This is a genomic window from Agrobacterium sp. CNPSo 2736 (assembly GCF_004005385.1).
GTDB lineage: Bacteria > Pseudomonadota > Alphaproteobacteria > Rhizobiales > Rhizobiaceae > Agrobacterium > Agrobacterium leguminum.
Map to the genome: position 1 here is coordinate 24,220 of NZ_RZTX01000022.1, position 17,498 is coordinate 41,717.

At 60.6% G+C, this 17,498-nt stretch carries 16 protein-coding genes; 9 read left to right on the forward strand and 7 right to left on the reverse strand.

Features of this window, described 5'->3' with window-relative positions; genetic code table 11:
* Positions 1–90: 90 nt before the first annotated feature.
* Positions 91–1,011, forward strand: a complete 921-nt coding sequence (locus EM858_RS24635) for a cation diffusion facilitator family transporter (protein ID WP_127758287.1) — start codon at positions 91–93, stop codon at positions 1,009–1,011.
* A 58-nt stretch (positions 1,012–1,069) separates the two neighbouring features.
* On the opposite strand, the gene EM858_RS24640 is transcribed toward EM858_RS24635, so the two are convergent.
* Positions 1,070–1,843: a hypothetical protein gene (locus EM858_RS24640; RefSeq protein WP_233284728.1), complete on the reverse strand. Its 774-nt coding sequence runs from the start codon at positions 1,841–1,843 to the stop codon at positions 1,070–1,072.
* Positions 1,844–2,224: 381 nt separating this feature from the next.
* On the opposite strand from EM858_RS24640, the gene EM858_RS24645 reads away from it, so the two are divergent.
* From EM858_RS24645 to EM858_RS24655, 3 genes are all read left to right on the forward strand, one after another.
* Positions 2,225–2,938, forward strand: a complete 714-nt coding sequence (locus tag EM858_RS24645) for a DNA helicase (protein ID WP_127758288.1) — start codon at positions 2,225–2,227, stop codon at positions 2,936–2,938.
* A 450-nt stretch (positions 2,939–3,388) separates the two neighbouring features.
* Positions 3,389–5,053, forward strand: coding sequence for an electron transfer flavoprotein-ubiquinone oxidoreductase (locus EM858_RS24650; protein ID WP_127758289.1), 1,665 nt, complete (start codon positions 3,389–3,391; stop codon positions 5,051–5,053).
* Between the two features lie 454 nt (positions 5,054–5,507).
* On the forward strand, positions 5,508–6,248 hold the full coding sequence (locus tag EM858_RS24655) for a pentapeptide repeat-containing protein (protein WP_059753741.1): 741 nt from the start codon (positions 5,508–5,510) through the stop codon (positions 6,246–6,248).
* Positions 6,249–6,335: 87 nt separating this feature from the next.
* Here the strand turns inward: EM858_RS24655 and EM858_RS24660 are convergent, their stop codons facing one another.
* Positions 6,336–7,352 carry a zinc-binding alcohol dehydrogenase family protein gene (locus EM858_RS24660; RefSeq protein ID WP_127758290.1) on the reverse strand — a complete coding sequence of 339 codons (1,017 nt, stop codon included), beginning with the start codon at positions 7,350–7,352 and terminating at the stop codon, positions 6,336–6,338.
* A 103-nt stretch (positions 7,353–7,455) separates the two neighbouring features.
* Between EM858_RS24660 and EM858_RS24665 the strand changes: the two genes are divergently transcribed.
* Both EM858_RS24665 and EM858_RS24670 read left to right on the forward strand, forming a co-directional pair.
* On the forward strand, positions 7,456–7,845 hold the full coding sequence (locus tag EM858_RS24665; RefSeq protein ID WP_078054238.1) for a helix-turn-helix domain-containing protein: 390 nt from the start codon (positions 7,456–7,458) through the stop codon (positions 7,843–7,845).
* A 120-nt stretch (positions 7,846–7,965) separates the two neighbouring features.
* A complete protein-coding gene (locus EM858_RS24670) occupies positions 7,966–8,802 on the forward strand; it encodes an undecaprenyl-diphosphate phosphatase (RefSeq protein ID WP_127758291.1) in 837 nt (278 codons plus the stop codon).
* Positions 8,803–9,029: 227 nt separating this feature from the next.
* Here EM858_RS24670 and mgtE read toward each other — a convergent pair whose 3' ends face one another.
* Positions 9,030–10,403: a magnesium transporter gene (mgtE, locus tag EM858_RS24675; protein WP_127758292.1), complete on the reverse strand. Its 1,374-nt coding sequence runs from the start codon at positions 10,401–10,403 to the stop codon at positions 9,030–9,032.
* A gap of 248 nt (positions 10,404–10,651) precedes the next feature.
* Positions 10,652–11,896 (reverse strand): MFS transporter, encoded by a 1,245-nt coding sequence (locus tag EM858_RS24680; protein WP_051671853.1) that lies wholly within the window; start codon positions 11,894–11,896, stop codon positions 10,652–10,654.
* 235 nt (positions 11,897–12,131) lie between these two features.
* Between EM858_RS24680 and EM858_RS24685 the strand changes: the two genes are divergently transcribed.
* The 3 genes from EM858_RS24685 (at position 12,132) to EM858_RS24695 (ending at position 15,231) form a co-directional block, all read left to right on the forward strand.
* Complete coding sequence (locus EM858_RS24685; protein WP_080817338.1) at positions 12,132–13,049, forward strand: diacylglycerol kinase family protein; 918 nt, start codon at positions 12,132–12,134, stop codon at positions 13,047–13,049.
* A 275-nt stretch (positions 13,050–13,324) separates the two neighbouring features.
* Positions 13,325–14,701: an aspartate aminotransferase family protein gene (locus EM858_RS24690; RefSeq protein ID WP_164865559.1), complete on the forward strand. Its 1,377-nt coding sequence runs from the start codon at positions 13,325–13,327 to the stop codon at positions 14,699–14,701.
* Positions 14,702–14,760: 59 nt separating this feature from the next.
* Positions 14,761–15,231 carry an OsmC family protein gene (locus EM858_RS24695; protein WP_080817336.1) on the forward strand — a complete coding sequence of 157 codons (471 nt, stop codon included), beginning with the start codon at positions 14,761–14,763 and terminating at the stop codon, positions 15,229–15,231.
* A 3-nt stretch (positions 15,232–15,234) separates the two neighbouring features.
* On the opposite strand, the gene EM858_RS24700 is transcribed toward EM858_RS24695, so the two are convergent.
* The 3 genes from EM858_RS24700 to amn form a co-directional block, all read right to left on the reverse strand.
* A complete protein-coding gene (locus tag EM858_RS24700) occupies positions 15,235–15,624 on the reverse strand; it encodes a PIN domain nuclease (protein ID WP_003524104.1) in 390 nt (129 codons plus the stop codon).
* The gene (locus EM858_RS24705; protein WP_080818769.1) at positions 15,621–15,851 is read right to left on the reverse strand and encodes a type II toxin-antitoxin system VapB family antitoxin; all 231 of its coding nucleotides are present in this window, start codon (positions 15,849–15,851) and stop codon (positions 15,621–15,623) included. Before EM858_RS24705 ends, EM858_RS24700 begins: the two co-directional genes overlap by 4 nt.
* 66 nt (positions 15,852–15,917) lie before the next feature.
* On the reverse strand, positions 15,918–17,423 hold the full coding sequence (gene amn / locus EM858_RS24710) for an AMP nucleosidase (RefSeq protein ID WP_080817335.1): 1,506 nt from the start codon (positions 17,421–17,423) through the stop codon (positions 15,918–15,920).
* Positions 17,424–17,498: the final 75 nt, after the last annotated feature.

Below are 17,498 nucleotides of genomic sequence, written 5' to 3' on the forward strand. Positions count from 1 at the left end.
AAACAAAGAGTTAGAGCGTTTTCTCGATTCGAGGGAAAGAGAAGGCGCTCCAGCAAGGCGGCGTCCGGTTTTGAAGGTGAAATACACGTCATGGCAGAACAATCCCTGCTCAAATTCTCCATTGCCGTCACGGTTCTGCTGGCGCTCTTTGGCATCGGCGCAGGCCTGTTCTCCGGCTCCTTCGCCGTGGTTTTCGATGGTGTCTATGCGCTGACGGATGCTTTCATGACGGTGCTGGCGCTGCTTGTCGCGCGGCTGATCGCCGCTTCCGCCGCGCCCAAACCCGGCGGCCGGCTGGTGGAGCGTTTCACCATGGGCTTCTGGCATCTGGAGCCGATGGTGCTCGGGCTTAACGGCACGCTCCTGATGGGGGCGGCGATCTACGCCCTTATCAATGCCGTCGACAGCCTGATGGATGGCGGCAGATCGATCGAGTTCGATTACGCCATCGTCGTCACCTTCGTCAGCTTCGCCGTTTCGCTCGCCATGGCATGGTTCGTCAAACGGCAGAACCGCCGGCTGAAATCCGCCTTCGTGGCGCTGGACGCCAAAAGCTGGCTGATGAGCGCGCTCCTGAGCATGGCGCTCTTCGTCGCCTTCGCCGTGGGTTACGGGCTCACGGGAACGGCGCAGGCATGGCTTTCACCCTATATCGACCCGGCCGTGCTGGCGCTGGTCTGCCTCGTCATCATCCCCATGCCGCTCGGCAATGTGAAGCAGGCGTTGGCGGACATTCTTCTGGTGACCCCGCTGGAATTCAAGCAGCATGTGGACCGGGTGGCGGCCGAGACGGTGGAGAAATTCGGCTTCTCCTCGCACTATTCCTATGTCGCCCGCGTCGGCCGCGGCCGTCAGATCGAACTCTTCTTCATCGTCCCGAAAAACTGGCCGCCCCGGCGTCTGGAGGAATGGGACGCAATCCGCGACGAGATCGGCGATGCGCTGGGCGGCGAGGGGAGCGACCGCTGGCTGACGATCGTGTTCACGACGGATGAGGAATGGGCGGTTTGAGCTGGCAGGTCTGAGGGGCGGGGTTGCAGCCTCTTTGCGTCAACCGGGTATCGAAGGGCTACTGATCCATCGCGCAAAGCCCGTCGCAATTCTGGTTCATGAAGAGCGATTTCAGCGCCTGCGCCTTGTCGCGTTCAAGCCCGGACAGTTCCGGCAAAATCGTGTCGATCTGGGTGGCCATGGCGGTTCGGTCGGCAAGGGCGGTCGCGGCGACCACGGGAATGGCGCTGGCATTGAGGGCGTTCAGCAAAATAAGCCGGTTCTCGGATCGCAAATTCGGTGAGCGCAGCATAAGGGTCAGTCCGGTAAACTGCTCCATGATGCCAAGGCGCATCTGGCGCAGGCCATCGCGGCGCGCCTTGTTCATCTGATCGGCAGGAAGCACGGCGATAAAATCGGTAATCGCCTCCAGCTGAGCCGCATGGACATGCAATAGATAGGCTCCGGCGCGTGCGATTTCGTCCTGATATTTGAACGTATTTGCCGCTGTGTCCGGAAGGCTGCCGTTCTGTGGGGTAAACAGTGCATAGGTTTTAAGAACGGCGCCCGCATTCGCGCCGATGGCGATGAGCGCTGGAACATCGGCGGACCGGTATGGCTGCCTGCCCAGGGTTGCCTCCACATTCCAGAGCCGGTCCAGCACCTTCGCATGAGCGGGGTTGGACAATCGCGGTAAATCCCCCTGCGCGCGCGTTTCCCGCGCGAGCGTGTCGAGGCCCTGAAATGCTGCGGCCGATTCGTTTTGATTGGCGGAAGAGACATCGGCCTTTGCCACCAAGGGCATCGCGCCAAACCACGACAATAGCAGCAGCGCGGGAATCAATCGCTTCAAGGTGGCGTTCTCCTCAATTGAACGAACGTTCTTTTTTCACGGTGCATGACAGGTTTTATGGTGCCCGCAATTCGAGCGCAACATCAGGTAGCAGTTCCGCCTACTGCCGGTCGGTTATAGTGGCTTGTTTTGCCGCTAAAGAAGTTCGACAAGGCGTCCTGCTTTACGAGGACAGGATCCGGTAACTGCGATGTGGCGAATGGCTTGCGCCCCTTGCTGCGAATCGCGCAACCCGCTAGCTTTCAACCACAGGCTAGACCCAAGCCTCCCCCCTCCTTTCGGGAAAGCATCGCACATGCAGGGTGACGCCAAATCATCGAACCATCTGTTCGAGCATCGCATAAGGAGGGGTTGCGTTTCGGCTCGCAATGGAGGTCTTTGATGAAACTTTCTGCACCGATATTTCAGCTTAAACGCCGTGCAAAGCTGATGGCGCGAAACAATGATGTTCCGCTGAATGAAGCGCTGGATCAGATCGCGCAACAAGAGGGCTTTGCAAGGTGGAGCATGCTGTCGTCCCGGATGTCTTCCGGGCCACTTTCCGAAACGGTACTTTCCCGTCTCGATGCCGGCGACCTGTTATTGCTCGCTGGCCGGCCGGGGCAGGGCAAGACCATGCTTGGTCTTCAGCTTCTGATCGATGCGGCCCGGGACGGCCGCAAGGCGTTTCTGTTTACGTTGGAATTGACCGAAAAACAGGCGGGAAAATATCTCCAATCGCTTGAAAAAGAGACTGACGGCTTCGCCAACCAAGTTCAGATTGTCACTTCCGATGAAATTAGTGCGGACTACATCATCGATCGGATGTCGGGGTCGCGACAGGGAACAGTCGCGGTGATCGACTATCTCCAGGCGCTCGATCAACAGCGGAGCAAGCCCGCTCTTTCCGAGCAGCTACGAGCCCTCGGTGATTTTGCGCGACGGACAGGTTGCGTTCTGGGCTTCATTTCGCAAATCGACAGATCGTTCGATCCGGAAAGCAAGCGGCTTCCCGACATCCGCGATATTCGCCTTCCAAACTTCGTCGATCTCGGCCTTTTTAACAGGGCGTGCTTCCTCCACAACGGCGAAGCGCAACTTCAGGACGTCACCTGATTGCCTGCCGCGACTTGACGGGTCGCGGCAGTCACACTCCTGAAATCTGGTTTCGACATAGCGCGGATACGCGCCTGAAACCGCGTGAGAAGGCAGCGGAAAGCGCCACGCAGCTGCGGAGATAGGGCCGCCACAACCTTCCCACCGTCACCACCTTCTTCAGTATTCCGACTTTAACAACCCTTGACGCCCGTGCGCGTCACTCCTATTCTTTAATTTACGTGAACGTAAAAGTAATAATTCAATCATCAGGTTGTCTGACAATTGACTGGCGTGCGACATGTTTTGCCGCTATAGAAGCTCGACAAAGGCGTCCTGCTTTGCGAAGACAGGCGCTGGTTGGATGCGGTGTCGCGGATGGTTTTTTGACCGGCGCAGGCGATGCGCCGGGAATGCCGGAAAACGGATATAACAACAGCCGGATGGGACCGGCGATGCGGAGAGGATGAGATGACGGAAGCGATGGAACTGCCCGAACGCGAAGCGATGGAATTCGACGTTGTGATCGTTGGCGCGGGTCCTGCGGGCCTTGCCGCCGCGATCCGTCTGAAGCAGGTGGAGCCGGAGCTTTCGGTTGTCGTTCTCGAAAAGGGTGCCGAAGTCGGCGCGCATATTCTCTCCGGCGCCGTGGTCGATCCCATCGGCATCGACCGGCTGCTGCCCGGCTGGCGCGAAGAGGAGGGGCATCCCTTCAAGACCGAGGTGAAGGACGACCAGTTCCTGTTTCTCGGCCCGGCCGGCTCCATCCGCCTGCCGAATTTCATGATGCCGCCGCTGATGAACAATCACGGCAATTACATCGTCTCGCTCGGGCTGGTCTGTCGCTGGCTGGCGGAAAAGGCGGAAGGGCTCGGCGTCGAGATCTATCCGGGCTTTGCCGCAACGGAAGTGCTCTATAACGATGAGGGTGCCGTCATCGGTGTCGCCACCGGCGATATGGGCATCGAGAAGAATGGCGAGCCGGGCCCGAACTTCACCCGCGGCATGGAGCTGCACGGTAAATATGTGCTGATCGGCGAGGGCGTGCGCGGTTCGCTCGCCAAGCAGCTGATTTCCAAATTCGACCTGTCCCGGGATCGCGAGCCGCAGAAATTCGGCATCGGCATCAAGGAACTCTGGCAGGTCAAGCCGGAGAAGCACAAACAGGGTCTCGTGCAGCATTCCTTCGGCTGGCCGCTCGGTTTCAAGACCGGCGGCGGTTCCTTCCTCTATCATCTCGAGGATAACCTCGTCGCCGTCGGCTTCGTGGTGCACCTCAACTACAAGAACCCCTATCTTTACCCCTTCGAGGAATTCCAGCGCTTCAAGACGCATCCGGCCATCCGCGAGACCTTCGAGGGCGGCAAGCGCATTTCCTATGGCGCGCGCGCCATCACCGAAGGCGGCTACCAGTCGGTGCCGAAGCTGACCTTCCCCGGCGGCGCGCTGATCGGCTGTTCCGCCGGTTTCGTCAATGTGCCGCGCATCAAGGGCAGCCACAATGCGGTGCTGTCGGGCATGCTGGCGGCGGAGAAGATCGCCGCGGCGATTTCCGCCGGCCGCGCCCATGACGAGGTGGCGGAGATCGAGGCCGAATGGCGCGACGGCGATATCGGCAAGGATCTGAAGCGGGTCAGAAACGTCAAACCGCTGTGGTCGAAGTTCGGCACGCTTATCGGTGTCGGTCTCGGCGGTCTCGACATGTGGACCAACCAGCTGTTCGGCTTCTCCTTTTTCGGCACGCTGAAACACGGCAAGACGGATGCGGAGAGCCTCGAGCCGGCCGCAAAACACAAGCCGATCGCCTATCCGAAACCGGATGGCGTGTTGACCTTCGATCGGCTGTCCTCGGTGTTCCTGTCCTCCACCAACCATGAAGAAGACCAGCCGGTGCATCTTCAGGTGAAGGACATGGCGCTGCAGAAGCGCTCCGAACATGACATCTATGCCGGTCCTTCGACGCGTTATTGTCCAGCCGGCGTTTACGAATGGGTGGAGAAGGACGGCGAAGAAGTCTACGTCATCAACGCCCAGAACTGCGTGCACTGCAAGACCTGCGATATCAAGGACCCGAACCAGAACATCAACTGGGTGCCGCCGCAGGGCGGCGAGGGGCCGGTTTACGCCAATATGTGATGGCGATTACGGGCTGAGCCTTCTCTTCCGTCATGCTCGGGCCTGTCCCGAGCATCTGCAACGGATTGATTTTACGATACGTGGATAGATCCTCGGGACAGGCCCGAGGATGACGTCGAGCGTGGCAAGACCGCTCGCAAGCACTCTGAGCCATTGTGTCATGCGGCCGAGAGTGACGGCATTTGCGGAACGGGCAGACCTCTGATTGAAGGACTCATTTCCCACGATGCAGACGCCGTGACTGGATGCCGGATTTAGTCCGGCATGGCGGAAGAGCAGCGTCCACCGCCCGTCTCCCCGTCAGTATTTGTGGATTGCTCTTCGATTTCTTACATATAGGATGTTGGGGTGTTGCATGGTCGCGTGGCCCGTGGATTGTGGTTCAGCGATGCGGTAACGCCTTGAACGTGCATATGGTCCTAGGTGTCGTCGCCCGACGACAGGGAGTGAAAGAATGTCCGGCTTTCAAAGGCTGAATATCGTGCGGAAGACAGGGTTCGTTGCCGGTGTGGCGACGCTTGCGATGATTGCCGTTTCTTTCAGCGGCGGTCCGCTGGTGGCCGCAAGCTGCCGTACCGACGCCATGGCCGGCATCGACTGGCGCGAATGCAACAAGCGCCTGCTGATGCTGGGCGGCAGCAATCTCGATTCGGCAATGCTTTACGGCACGGATTTCACCTATACCGACCTGCGCGGTTCGTCGCTGAAGGGCGCCAATCTCGAGAAGGCCAAGCTCATCCGCACGGCCCTTGGCGAAGCGAACCTGCAGGGCGCCAATCTGACCAAGGTGGAAGCCTATCGCAGCGATTTTTCCGCCGCCGACGCCACCAACGCCAAATTCGTCAATGCCGAAATGCAGCGGACCAAATTCGAAAACACCAAGCTGGACGGCACGGATTTCACCAAGGCCGAACTCGGCCGCGCCGATTTCGAGGGCGCGACGCTGAACGGCTCGAAATTCTCGCTGACCAATCTGTCACGCGCCCGTTTCGGCGGCGCCAAGCTCGGCGGTCCGGTGGATTTCACCAGCGCATTCCTGCTGCTGACGAGGATCGAAGGGCTCGATCTTTCGATGGCCACCGGCCTTGATCAGAAGCAGATCGACATTGCCTGCGGCGACGCCAAGACCAAATTGCCGAACGGCCTCACCGCGCCGGCCTCCTGGCCGTGCCCGGAAGATCCGGACGACGATTGACCGGAATAGCCGCGCGGTTTTGCGCCCGGCCCAAACATCTCCATAAGCGGAAGAGAAGCGTCCGCGATGCGGACGCCTCACCGGCGATCAGAAACCCGAAAGCACGATCTTGCCCTTGGCCCTGTTGCTCTCGATCAGCGCATGCGCCTTGATGAGATTTGCGGCATTGATGGTGCCGAAAACCTCGGTCAGCGTCGTCTTGATCTTGCCGGCATCGACAAGCCCGGCCACATGGTTCAGCAGCCTGTGCTGCTCGATCATGTCAGGCGTCTGGAAGACGGCGCGGGCGAACATCATTTCCCAATGGATCGATACGCATTTGCGCTTGAAGGCCATGACGTCGAAACCGCCGGCCGGATCGTCGATCAGCGCGAAACGGCCCTGCGGCGCGATGGTCGCCACGCTGTCGGCGGCATGAATGTCGCTATGGGTGGTGGAGAAGACAAAGCCCGGCGCACCGAGCCCGAGCGCTTTCACCTGCGGGGCGATCGGCCTGTTGTGATCGATGACGTGATGCGCGCCGAGTTCCTTCACCCACGCAATCGTCTCGGGCCGTGAAGCGGTGGCAATGACGGTGAGATCGGTCAGCGCCCGCAGAAGCTGGACGGCGATGGAGCCGACGCCGCCCGCGCCGCCGATGACCAGAATGGCGTTGGCCGCGCCCGGAACCGGCTCCTTCACCCGCAGCCGGTCGAACAGCGTCTCGTAAGCGGTGATGGCGGTCAGCGGCAGCGCGGCGGCCTCCTCGAAATTCAGGGACTTCGGCTTTGCACCGACGATGCGTTCATCGACCAGATGGAACTCGCTGTTGGAGCCGGGGCGGTTGATGACACCGGCGTAAAACACCTCGTCGCCCGGTTTGAACAAGGAGACCTTGTCGCCGACGGCCTTCACCACGCCCGCCGCATCGAAGCCGAGCACGCGCGGTTCGCCGTTTTCAGGCGACTGGTTGCGGCGCACCTTGGTATCGACGGGGTTCACCGAAACGGCCTTCACTTCCACCAGAATATCATGCCCTTTCGCTTCCGGCTGGGGCAGGTCGATATCGACGAGGGCGTCTTTCACGGTGATGGGCTGGCTGGTCCTGTAACCGATGGCGCGCATGAGCAGTCTCCTTTGCTTGTTTGCGGGCCTCTTACTTGATACATATGAACACCAATCGCAAGAATGCACATTTTGTGATGATACATACAAAAAGGATACTGTGATGTCGCGACCGCGCGCCAAGCTCACTGGCAACTTTCCCGGCTGCCCGGTGGAATCGGCCTTGAGTTTCCTCGATGGCAAATGGAAGGGCGTGATCCTCTATCACCTCATCAATGAGGGCACGCTGCGCTTCAACGAGCTGCGCCGCCATATTCCGAGCGTCACCCAGCGCATGCTCACCAAGCAGCTGCGCGAACTGGAAGAGGCCGGCCTGATTTCCCGCACCGTCTTTCCGGTGGTGCCGCCGCGCGTGGATTATGCGCTGACGCCGCTCGGCGAGACGATGATACCGGTGATTTCGGCGCTGAAAAGCTGGGGCGACGCCCATGTCGTGTGCAGGAACGGCGCGAAATATACCCGCCTTCCCGAGGCGAAGGAAAAGGCCGCCTGAAAAATCACGGGTAAAAGCGCACCCCTTCGCGCGCCTTTTTCATGGTGCGATGCAACATGCATTTGCCCCGATTGATGCATAATGCTGCGATCTCGATTCGCAGCAGGGACATCAGGACACATGAGCATCGGTTGGTTGGAAGCCGCATTTCTCGGCTTTTTGCAAGGGCTTACGGAATTTCTTCCGATTTCTTCAAGCGCGCATCTCAGGATCGCCGGGGAGTTCCTGCCCTCCGGCGCGGATCCGGGAGCCGCCTTCACCGCGATTACGCAGATCGGCACCGAAGCGGCCGTGCTGGTCTATTTCTGGTCGGATATCATGCGCATTGCCATCGCCTGGCTCCGGCAGAACTTTCGCCTCGGCGAGTATAACAAGGCCGATGCCCGGCTCGGCTGGCTCATCATCATCGGTTCCGTGCCGATCGTCTTTCTTGGCCTGTTCTTCAAGGATGCCATCGAGCACTCGCTGCGCAACCTTTACATCACCGCCGTGATGCTGATCGTCTTCGGCATCGTTCTCGGCGTTGCCGACCGGATCGGCGAAAAGCGTTACAAGCTGAACCAGCTGATCTGGCGCGACGGCATTCTCTTCGGTTTCGCGCAGGCCATGGCGCTCATCCCCGGCGTCTCGCGCTCCGGCGGCACTATCAGCGCCGGCCTGCTTTTAGGCTATACCCGTGAGGCGGCGGCGCGTTATTCCTTCCTGCTCGCCGTTCCCGCCGTCTTCGGTTCCGGTTTCTACCAGCTCTTCAAGAGCATCGGCGAGGACAATCCGGTCGGCTGGGGCCCGACGGGACTCGCGACACTGATCGCCTTCGTGGTCGGCTATGCGGTAATCGTCGTGTTCCTCAAGCTCGTCTCCACCAAGAGCTACATGCCCTTCGTCTGGTACCGCGTGGTCATTGGCGTCATTCTTTTGGGGCTGCTGGGAACGGGCGTGATCAACGCGGGTGGGTGAGGGGCTTTCCAGGAACCATGCTTTTGGCAAAGTTGCATCATCCGCACGCCGTCACCCCGGACTAGATCCGGGGTCCAGCGCGATCAAGTCCTTGATCGCAAAAGACTCTTCTCACGGCGCAGACGCGCCGTGGCTGGATGCCGGATCAAGTCCGGCATGACGGAGGAGAGATTATGACGTGCCGCGAAATGTAGAAGGCCCGCTCTTTCGAACGGGCCTTTCGTCTTTCAAAGCAACGTGCCGCTGAGGATTACCAGCGCCACAGAGAAATAGATGACGAGGCCGCTGACATCCACCAGTGTCGCGACGAAGGGGGCAGAGGCGCTGGCGGGATCGAGCCGCAGACGCTGCAGCACGAAGGGCAGCATGGAGCCGGCGAGCGAACCGAAGGTGACGATGCCGACGAGGGCCGCGAAAACGGTGGCGCCGACCAGCAGCCAGTGCTCGCCATAATCGTAAAACCCGGCCTGCTGCCAGAGGCTCAGGCGCAGGAAGCCGATGGCGCCCAGAATGCAGCCGAGCGTCAGGCCCGTCGGGATTTCCCGCAGAAGCACCCGCCACCAGTCGGAAAGCTTCAACTCGCCGAGCGCCAGCGCCCGGATGATGAGCGAGGTAGCCTGCGAACCGGAGTTGCCGCCCGAAGACATGATGAGCGGAATGAACAGCGTCAGCACCACGGCCTTTTCCAGCTCGCCCTCGAAATGCTGCATGGCGCTGGCCGTCAGCATTTCGCCGAGGAAGAGCGCTGCGAGCCAGCCGGCGCGCTTGCGGATCATGTCCGGAAAGCCGATCGTCATATAGGGCTTGCCGAGCGCCTCCATACCGCCGAACTTGTGGGCGTCTTCCGTCGTGTCGGCGATCATGGTGTCGATCACGTCGTCAACAGTGACGATGCCGAGAATATGCGAGCGGTCATCGACGACGGGCAGCGCCAGAAGGTCGTGCTTGCGGATCAGCCGGGCGACATCCTCCTGCGACATCAGGGGGCTGGCGCAGACGATGCCTTCCTTCGATGCGACGGAGAGGATGGAGGCACCGGCTTCGCCGGTCAGCAGGCGGCGCAGCGTCACGACGGTGGAAAGCGTTCCGTCCTCAGCCAGCACATAGATGGCATAGACCGTTTCACGCGACCGCTCGACGACGCGGATGTGCGAAAGGGTCTGTTCCACCGTCCAATTGTCCGGCACGCTGACGAATTCCGTGGTCATGATCGAGCCGGCGGTACGCGGCGGATACCCCATCAGGTGCTGGATGGAGAGAGCCGTCGTGCGGTCCAGCCGGGAAAACAGCTTTGCGCGCGGCTCTTCGGCCATTTCCGCCATGACGTCGGCCACGCGGTCATCGGACATCAGATTGACGAAGCGGGCAGCCTGTTCGACCGGAATATGGGCGATGATCGCGGCTGCTCCATGCAGTTCGGGCCGGTCGAGAATGGCGACGGCCTTTGCCTGCGGCATGGCGAGCAGGGCGGTTACGGCCTCGCCGACATCCAGCGTGTTGAGGTGCTCGACGCGTTCGGCAATGGTGGTGGAGCCGGCGTTTCCGCTACGAAGAAGACGTGCGGCCTTGCTGGCCCTCTGGGAGAGGTTGTGGAAGTTCATGATTGCTCACCTTTCCGTCGATTCGCCGATAACGGCGAACGCGGTGGTGAGCCGACAGCGGTCGGATCAGTTCACGTTCGCCGGTCTCGGCAAAGGCAATCGACTGCTACTGTCGCTAGACATCTAATGATGCTCCGTTGAAATCCGCGCCGTGCTGATTGGCCTGCGCGTAAGGCCGTGTTGCGCGTGAAACAGAAAAGAGTCAAGCGCCCGATTGTGAAATTTCCGTAAGCTGCGATAGGGCCGGCTCAGGCCGCCTTTTCGCGCCGTTCGACGGTGACGGAAACAAGGAAAACGCCAAGCCCGAGAAGGGAAAGAACCGCGCCGACATAACCGGTGGAGGCGTAACCGAAACCCATGGCGATGACGAGGCCGCCGAGCCAGGCGCCGAGCGCATTGGCGATGTTGAAGGCGGAGTGATTGGAGGCGGCGGCCAGCGTCTGCGCATCCTGCGCCACATCCATCAGCCGCGTCTGCACGGCCGGACAGGCGGCGAAACCGCAGCCGATCAGGAACACGCAGAGGCAGAGCATGAAGGGATTATCCGCCGTCATGCCGAACACGGTCATGACAAGCACGTTGAAGGCCAGCATGCCGCCAATCGTGCCGTTGAGCGAGATATCGGCCAGCCGCGAGCCGACCACATTGCCGACATTCATGCCGATGCCGAACAGCGCCAGCACCATGGAGACGGTGGAAACCGGCATCATCGCCACATCGGTGGTGGTCTTGGCGATATAGCTGAACACCGAGAACATGCCGCCGAAGCCGACGGCGGCGATGGCGAGCGTCAGCCATACCTGCACACGACGGAAAGCGCCGAGTTCGCGCCAGACGCTGGCGCCTTCCTCCACCCTGTCACGCGGCTGGAAGAACCAGAGCAGGGCCACCGTCAAAAGCGCGATGCCGCCGACCAGCATGAAGGCCGCGCGCCAGGAAAGCAGCTGGCCGAAGAAGGTGGCGAGCGGCGTGCCGAGCAGGGTGGCGATGGTGAGGCCGAGCATGACGCGGCCAACGGCGCGGGCGCGCTTGTGGATCGGCGCCATGGAGGCCGCCACCAGTGCCGCAACCCCGAAATAGGCTCCATGCGGCAGGCCGGTGATGAAGCGCAGAACGGTGAAGCTCAGGAAATCCGGTGCGACGGCGCTCAGGATATTGCCGGCCGCAAAAAGCCCCATCAGGCCGAGAAGCAATGTGCGGCGCGTCATGCGCGCGGCAAGAACCGCGATGATCGGCGCGCCGATGACGACGCCGAGCGCATAGGCGGTAATGACATAACCAGCCTGCGGAACGGTGACGCCATAGGTCGTGGCGACGTCAGGCAACAGGCCCATGATGGCGAATTCGCCGGTGCCGATGCCGAAGCCGCCGGCGGCAAGCGCCAGTTCGATGAGCGCGATGGCAAGCGGGGAGAGGGCCACGGCAGGGGCGGCCGTGTAAACGGTTTCATTCTCCGCGCCAGGGCGGGCTTCGGAAATATTCGACTGGCTCATCGTGACCTGAAAAGCGGGAAGGGCCCACAGAAAAAAGGGCAAGACCGTATGGGAGCGGTCTGCCCTGACTGGAGATGCGCGGTCATGAAAATGACCTTAAGTGATCCCTAACATGAAATGATGCGTTGCGGTAGAGCGATTCTCGGCAAAAGAGCATCTTCACGCGATGGTGTTCGGAACCCTATATAGGGTCAGGCATTTACGCGCGGCTGCCTTACTGAATCGGGTTGGAAACATGAAGCTCATTGCAATTTTCAATCGTGACGGCGGCACGTTTCGCACCACTGACATGGAGGCCTATTGCGACCATGCCCGCGAGGTCTTCACCCGCGCCGGCCACGCCATCGATTGCCGTCTGGTCTCCGGAAAGGATATCGTCGAGGAAATGGAGCGCGCCGCCGATGAGCCGGGCATTGAAGGCATCATTGCCGGCGGCGGCGATGGCACGATTTCCGCAGCAGCCGCCATCGCCTGGAAACATGGCATCGCGCTCGGCATCGTTCCGGCCGGCACTATGAACCTGTTCTCCCGCTCGCTGAAGCTGCCGCTCGATATTCGCCAGGTGCTGGAAACGCTGGCGAATGGCGAGATTGCCAGTGTCGACATCGCCAGCGCCAATGGTCGTATCTTTGTCCATCAGTTTTCCGCGGGCCTGCATTCGCGCATGGTACGCTATCGCAACAATCTGGCTTTTGCTTCCCGGCTCGGCAAGATCAAGGCGAGCATCCGCGCTGCCATCAGCGTCATCCTCAACCCGCCGGTCTTCGAGGTGCAATATACCGTCAACGGCAAAACGCAGCACCGCAAGGTCTCGGCGATTTCCGTTTCCAATAATGAATTCGGCCAGAATTCGCTGCTGGTGGCGGATAATGTCTCGGGTGGTCATCTTGGTTTCTATCTCACCGATCCGCTGCGTCCGTCCGGCGTTGCAAGGCTTGCCTTCGACATTCTGCGCGGCAGGCTGAAGGAAAACGCCGCCGTGACCGCCATGACCGTGACGGATGTGGAGTTGCATTTTCCCAAGAAACGCCATGACCTGCGCTGCGTCATCGATGGCGAATTGCTGCCGATGGAGCGGGACGTGGCGCTGGAGGTTCACGCCGGCGAATTGAAGGTGCTGGTGGGGCGGTCGTTTTTCGCACAGCGCAACTGACTGCGAATTGGCGGTTGCCGCTTGTTTCTTCTCCCCGCCGGGGAGAAGTCCGCGGCAGCGGGAGGAGGGGCAAGCTCTCCGCCTATCTCCGCGCTTGCCAACTCATCCGACCCTTCGGGCCACCTTCTCCCCGGTGGGGAGAAGAAACCAGGCCGCCTCCGCTTGTCCAAGCCGCCCCCTAAAAAACGCCAGTCTTGCCAAACCGAGGCCGCCCGGCCATGTTCGGCAGGCGCGGTGGCATGAGCGCCGTCGCCTTTATGGGAGTGCGATCTGTCATGAATGAAATCTCCAAGCCGATGTCCAATCTCGCCGCCATCGATGCCGCCCATCACCTCCACCCCTTTTCCGACATGGGCAAGCTGAACGCCGCCGGCACCCGCATCATCGAGCGTGCCGAAGGGGTGTTCATCTATGACAGCACCGGCAAGAAATATCTCGACGCCTTTGCCGGCCTCTGGTGCGTGAATATCGGTTACGGACGCCGCGAGATCGCCGATGTCGTGCAGCGCCAGATGAACGAGCTGCCCTATTACAACGCCTTTTTCGGCACCACCACGCCGCCCGCGACGCTGCTCGCGCAGAAGATCGCGTCGCGCGCCGGGCCGAAGATGAACCATGTCTTCTTCACCAATTCCGGCTCGGAGGCGACCGATACCTGGTTCCGCATGGCGCGCGTCTACTGGAAGGCGCTCGGCCATCCGACGAAGACCAGGGTAATCGCAAGACGCAACGGCTATCACGGCTCGACGGTTGCCGGCGCTTCGCTTGGCGGCATGAAATGGATGCACGAGCAGGGCAACCTGCCGATCGAGGGCGTGGCCCATATCGGCCAGCCCTATTGGTATGCCGAGGGCGGCGATCTTTCACCGGCCGAATTCGGCCTGAAGGTGGCGCGTGAACTGGAAGCGAAGATCGATGAACTCGGCGAGGAAAATGTCGCCGCTTTCGTGGCCGAACCCATTCAAGGGGCGGGGGGTGTCATCGTGCCGCCGGAGACCTACTGGCCGGAAATCGCCCGTATCTGCAAGGCGCGTAACATCCTGCTCGTTTCCGATGAGGTGATCTGCGGTTTCGGCCGTCTCGGCTCCTGGTTCGGTTACCAGCATTTCGGCGTGGAGCCGGATTTCGCCCCCGTCGCCAAGGGCCTTTCATCCGGTTATCTGCCGATCGGCGGCGTCATCGTTTCCGACCGCGTGGCGGAAGTGATGTTGTCGGAAGTCGGCGACTTCAACCACGGCTTTACCTATTCCGGCCACCCCGTCTGCGCCGCCGCCGCGCTGGAAAACCTTCGTATTATCGAGGAGGAGGGACTGGTGGAACGGGTACGCGACGATATCGGCCCTTATTTCTCCGAAGGCTGGAAAAGCCTGACGGATCACGAATTGGTCGGCGAGGCGGTGAATGTCGGCCTGATGGGCGGCCTGCAGATGACGGCCGACAAGGCGACGCGCCGGCGTTTCGCCAAGCCGGACGACATCGGAACCGCCGTGCGCAACCATTGCCTGGCAAACGGCCTTGTGATGCGCGCCACCGGCGACCGCATGCTGGCCTCACCGGCGCTGACGATCAGCCGCTCGGAAGTGGATGAGATCATGGAAACGCTGCGCAAGGGGCTCGACCACCTGCGCGATACGCGGGAGCATTTCCAGTAAAAGTGCGTAGCGGTTTTACGTCCGGAAAATGCGACGAAAAACTCTTAGGGAGGACTAAAATGGCAGGACAGGAACATCATTACGCCGTTCAGGTGAAATGGACGGGCAATCGCGGCAAGGGGACCTCGGGCTATCGCGACTATGAACGCGACTATACGATTTCCACGGCGGGAAAGGCTGACATAGCCGGCTCCTCCGACCCCGCCTTCCGCGGTGATCCCGCCCGCTGGAACCCGGAAGATCTGCTGGTCGCCTCGCTCTCGGCCTGCCACAAGCTGTGGTACCTCCATTTCTGCTCGGTCAACGGCATCATCGTCGAAGACTATGTCGACAATGCTGAGGGCACGCTGGTGATGGAGAAGGACGGCGCGGGGCAATTCAGCGAAGTGGTGTTGAAACCGGTCATCACCATTTCGAAAGGCGATCCGGCCAGAGCGGATGAGCTGCACCATGATGCACACGAGAAATGCTTCATCGCACGCTCGGTGAATTTTCCCATTCGCGTGGAGGGGACGGTGAAGGTGGTTTGAGGCTCACGCCAGTCGCAGACCGAGATGATCGGCCATCGGCTGAAAGTCTCGGTCGTTTTGCAACAGCTTGTGCCCGTGCTCGATACAGTAGGTACCGATAATGAGGTCGTTGCTTTTTCTGATCGTATAGCCGCGCTCCCGCAGGAAGCGGTAATTGGCGGCGGCTTTGATGGCGAGCTGGGGCGACATCATCGCGACGCAGGGAAATTCGCCCAGCATCTGCTCAAGGCGGCGCGCATGATGACCGTCACGCGCGCCTCTAAGCACCTCGAGAAGAATGATATCGCCGATCAGAATTTCGCCCTGCGCCATTAAGGCGCGAAACTTGGCGGAGAGGGTAGGCGCGTCTTTTCGAATAAATGAAATCCAGGCAGAGCTATCTGCTACGATCATTTGGCTTTCTTCACATCCCAGTCCGTCTCAGCATCCCAATCCGTCCGCATCTCGTCCAGATCACCTTCCCAGCCCATGCCCTCCAACGCATCGAGGGCGCGCATCTGACGATGAATGCGCACCAGATCGCGCAACGCCTTTTCCACTGTCGCCTTTTTTGTCGAAAGACCGGTGATTTCCATCGCCTCGGCGAGCAAGGCGTCATCTAGTTCAATGTTGGTGCGCATCGAAAAATCCTTGGTGTATCGATTTTCGAAACGATACACCAACGACGCTTTCCGCGATATCTGTTTTTACTGGAACGCCGTCTCGTAAAAGCTTCGAAGCTTGCGCGAATGCAGCGTTTCCGTCGGCATGGCGGCAAGCTTCTGCACGGCGCGGATGCCGATCTGCAGATGCTGGGCGACCTGGGTGCGGTAAAACTCCGTCGCCATGCCGGGCAGCTTCAATTCACCATGCAGCGGCTTGTCGGAGACGCAGAGCAGGGTGCCGTAGGGCACGCGGAAGCGGAAGCCGTTGGCGGCGATGGTGGCCGATTCCATGTCGAGTGCTATGGCGCGCGACTGCGACAGGCGCTTGACGGGGCCTGCCTGATCGCGAAGCTCCCAGTTGCGGTTGTCGATGGTGGCGACGGTGCCGGTGCGCATGATGCGCTTCAGCTCGAAGCCCTCGTAGCCGGTGACTTCCGCAACAGCACCTTCCAGCGCCAGCTGCACTTCGGCAAGCGCCGGGATCGGCACCCAGACGGGCAGATCGTCGTCAAGCACGTGATCTTCGCGCACATAGGCATGGGCCAGAACGTAGTCGCCCAGCCGCTGGCTGTTGCGCAGGCCGGCGCAATGGCCGACCATCAGCCAGGCATGCGGGCGCAGCACGGCAATGTGGTCGGTGATCGTCTTGGCGTTGGAGGGGCCGACGCCGATATTGACGAGCGTGATGCCGGCATGGCCCTTCTTCTTCAGGTGATAGGCGGGCATCTGCGGCAGGCGCGCGAGCACGGCATCCGTTTCCGGCTTGTCGCAACCGGCAGGGGTGACGATATTGCCCGGCTCCACGAAAGCCGTGTAACCCTCGCCGCCATTCTTCATCAACTGCCGCGCCCATGCGGCGAATTCATCGATATAGAACTGGTAGTTGGTAAACAGCACGAAGTTCTGGAAATGGCTGGCGCTGGTTGCCGTATAGTGGCTGAGGCGGGCCAGCGAATAATCGATGCGCTGCGCGGTAAAGGGGGCGAGCGGCGCGGGTTCGCCCGGCACCTGGTCATATTCGCCATTGGCGATGAGATCGTCGGTATTGTTGAGGTCGGGCGTATCGAAGAGATCGCGCAGCGGCACGTCGGACAGCGAGGAGGCCGCCGCCGCCTCGACATAGGCGCCTTCGCCGAAAGCGAAATGCAGCGGAATGGGCGTGGCCGATTCCGACACCGTGACCGGAACGCCGTGGTTCTTCATCAGAAGCCCCAGCTGTTCCTTGAGGTAATGGCGGAAAAGCTCCGGCCGGGTGATGGTCGTCGTGTAAACGCCGGGGGCGGTGACATGGCCGTAGGAGAGACGCGAATCGACATGGCCAAAGGTGGCGGTCTCGAGGCTGACCTGCGGATAGCAGGCGCGGTAGCGCCCGGCAATCGGCGCGCCCTTGGCAAGCTCGGTGAAGGAATCGATCAGGAACGCCGTATTGCGTTCGTAAAGCGCGGTCAAAGCCGCCACAGCTTGTTTCGGGTCCGTGAAGGACTGCGGCGCGAAAGGCTCGGGGCTGATGAAGGTGAGGGGCGGAATCGTTCGTTTTGCTATTGTCATGGCCCATTATAAGAGGCCAATTTCGACAGGCAAGCGACAGAAATACGAAGAAACTGAAAAGAAACGCAAAAAGGC

Coding starts and splice junctions, on each gene's coding strand:
- EM858_RS24635 (WP_127758287.1), top strand. CDS start 91: ATGGCAGAACAATCCCTGCTCAAATTCTCCATTGCCGTCACGGTTCTG.
- EM858_RS24645 (WP_127758288.1), top strand. CDS start 2,225: ATGAAACTTTCTGCACCGATATTTCAGCTTAAACGCCGTGCAAAGCTG.
- EM858_RS24650 (WP_127758289.1), top strand. CDS start 3,389: ATGACGGAAGCGATGGAACTGCCCGAACGCGAAGCGATGGAATTCGAC.
- EM858_RS24655 (WP_059753741.1), top strand. CDS start 5,508: ATGTCCGGCTTTCAAAGGCTGAATATCGTGCGGAAGACAGGGTTCGTT.
- EM858_RS24660 (WP_127758290.1), bottom strand. CDS start 7,352: ATGCGCGCCATCGGTTACAGGACCAGCCAGCCCATCACCGTGAAAGAC.
- EM858_RS24665 (WP_078054238.1), top strand. CDS start 7,456: ATGTCGCGACCGCGCGCCAAGCTCACTGGCAACTTTCCCGGCTGCCCG.
- EM858_RS24670 (WP_127758291.1), top strand. CDS start 7,966: ATGAGCATCGGTTGGTTGGAAGCCGCATTTCTCGGCTTTTTGCAAGGG.
- mgtE (WP_127758292.1), bottom strand. CDS start 10,403: ATGAACTTCCACAACCTCTCCCAGAGGGCCAGCAAGGCCGCACGTCTT.
- EM858_RS24680 (WP_051671853.1), bottom strand. CDS start 11,896: ATGAGCCAGTCGAATATTTCCGAAGCCCGCCCTGGCGCGGAGAATGAA.
- EM858_RS24685 (WP_080817338.1), top strand. CDS start 12,132: ATGAAGCTCATTGCAATTTTCAATCGTGACGGCGGCACGTTTCGCACC.
- EM858_RS24690 (WP_164865559.1), top strand. CDS start 13,325: ATGAATGAAATCTCCAAGCCGATGTCCAATCTCGCCGCCATCGATGCC.
- EM858_RS24695 (WP_080817336.1), top strand. CDS start 14,761: ATGGCAGGACAGGAACATCATTACGCCGTTCAGGTGAAATGGACGGGC.
- EM858_RS24700 (WP_003524104.1), bottom strand. CDS start 15,624: ATGATCGTAGCAGATAGCTCTGCCTGGATTTCATTTATTCGAAAAGAC.
- EM858_RS24705 (WP_080818769.1), bottom strand. CDS start 15,851: ATGCGCACCAACATTGAACTAGATGACGCCTTGCTCGCCGAGGCGATG.
- amn (WP_080817335.1), bottom strand. CDS start 17,423: ATGACAATAGCAAAACGAACGATTCCGCCCCTCACCTTCATCAGCCCC.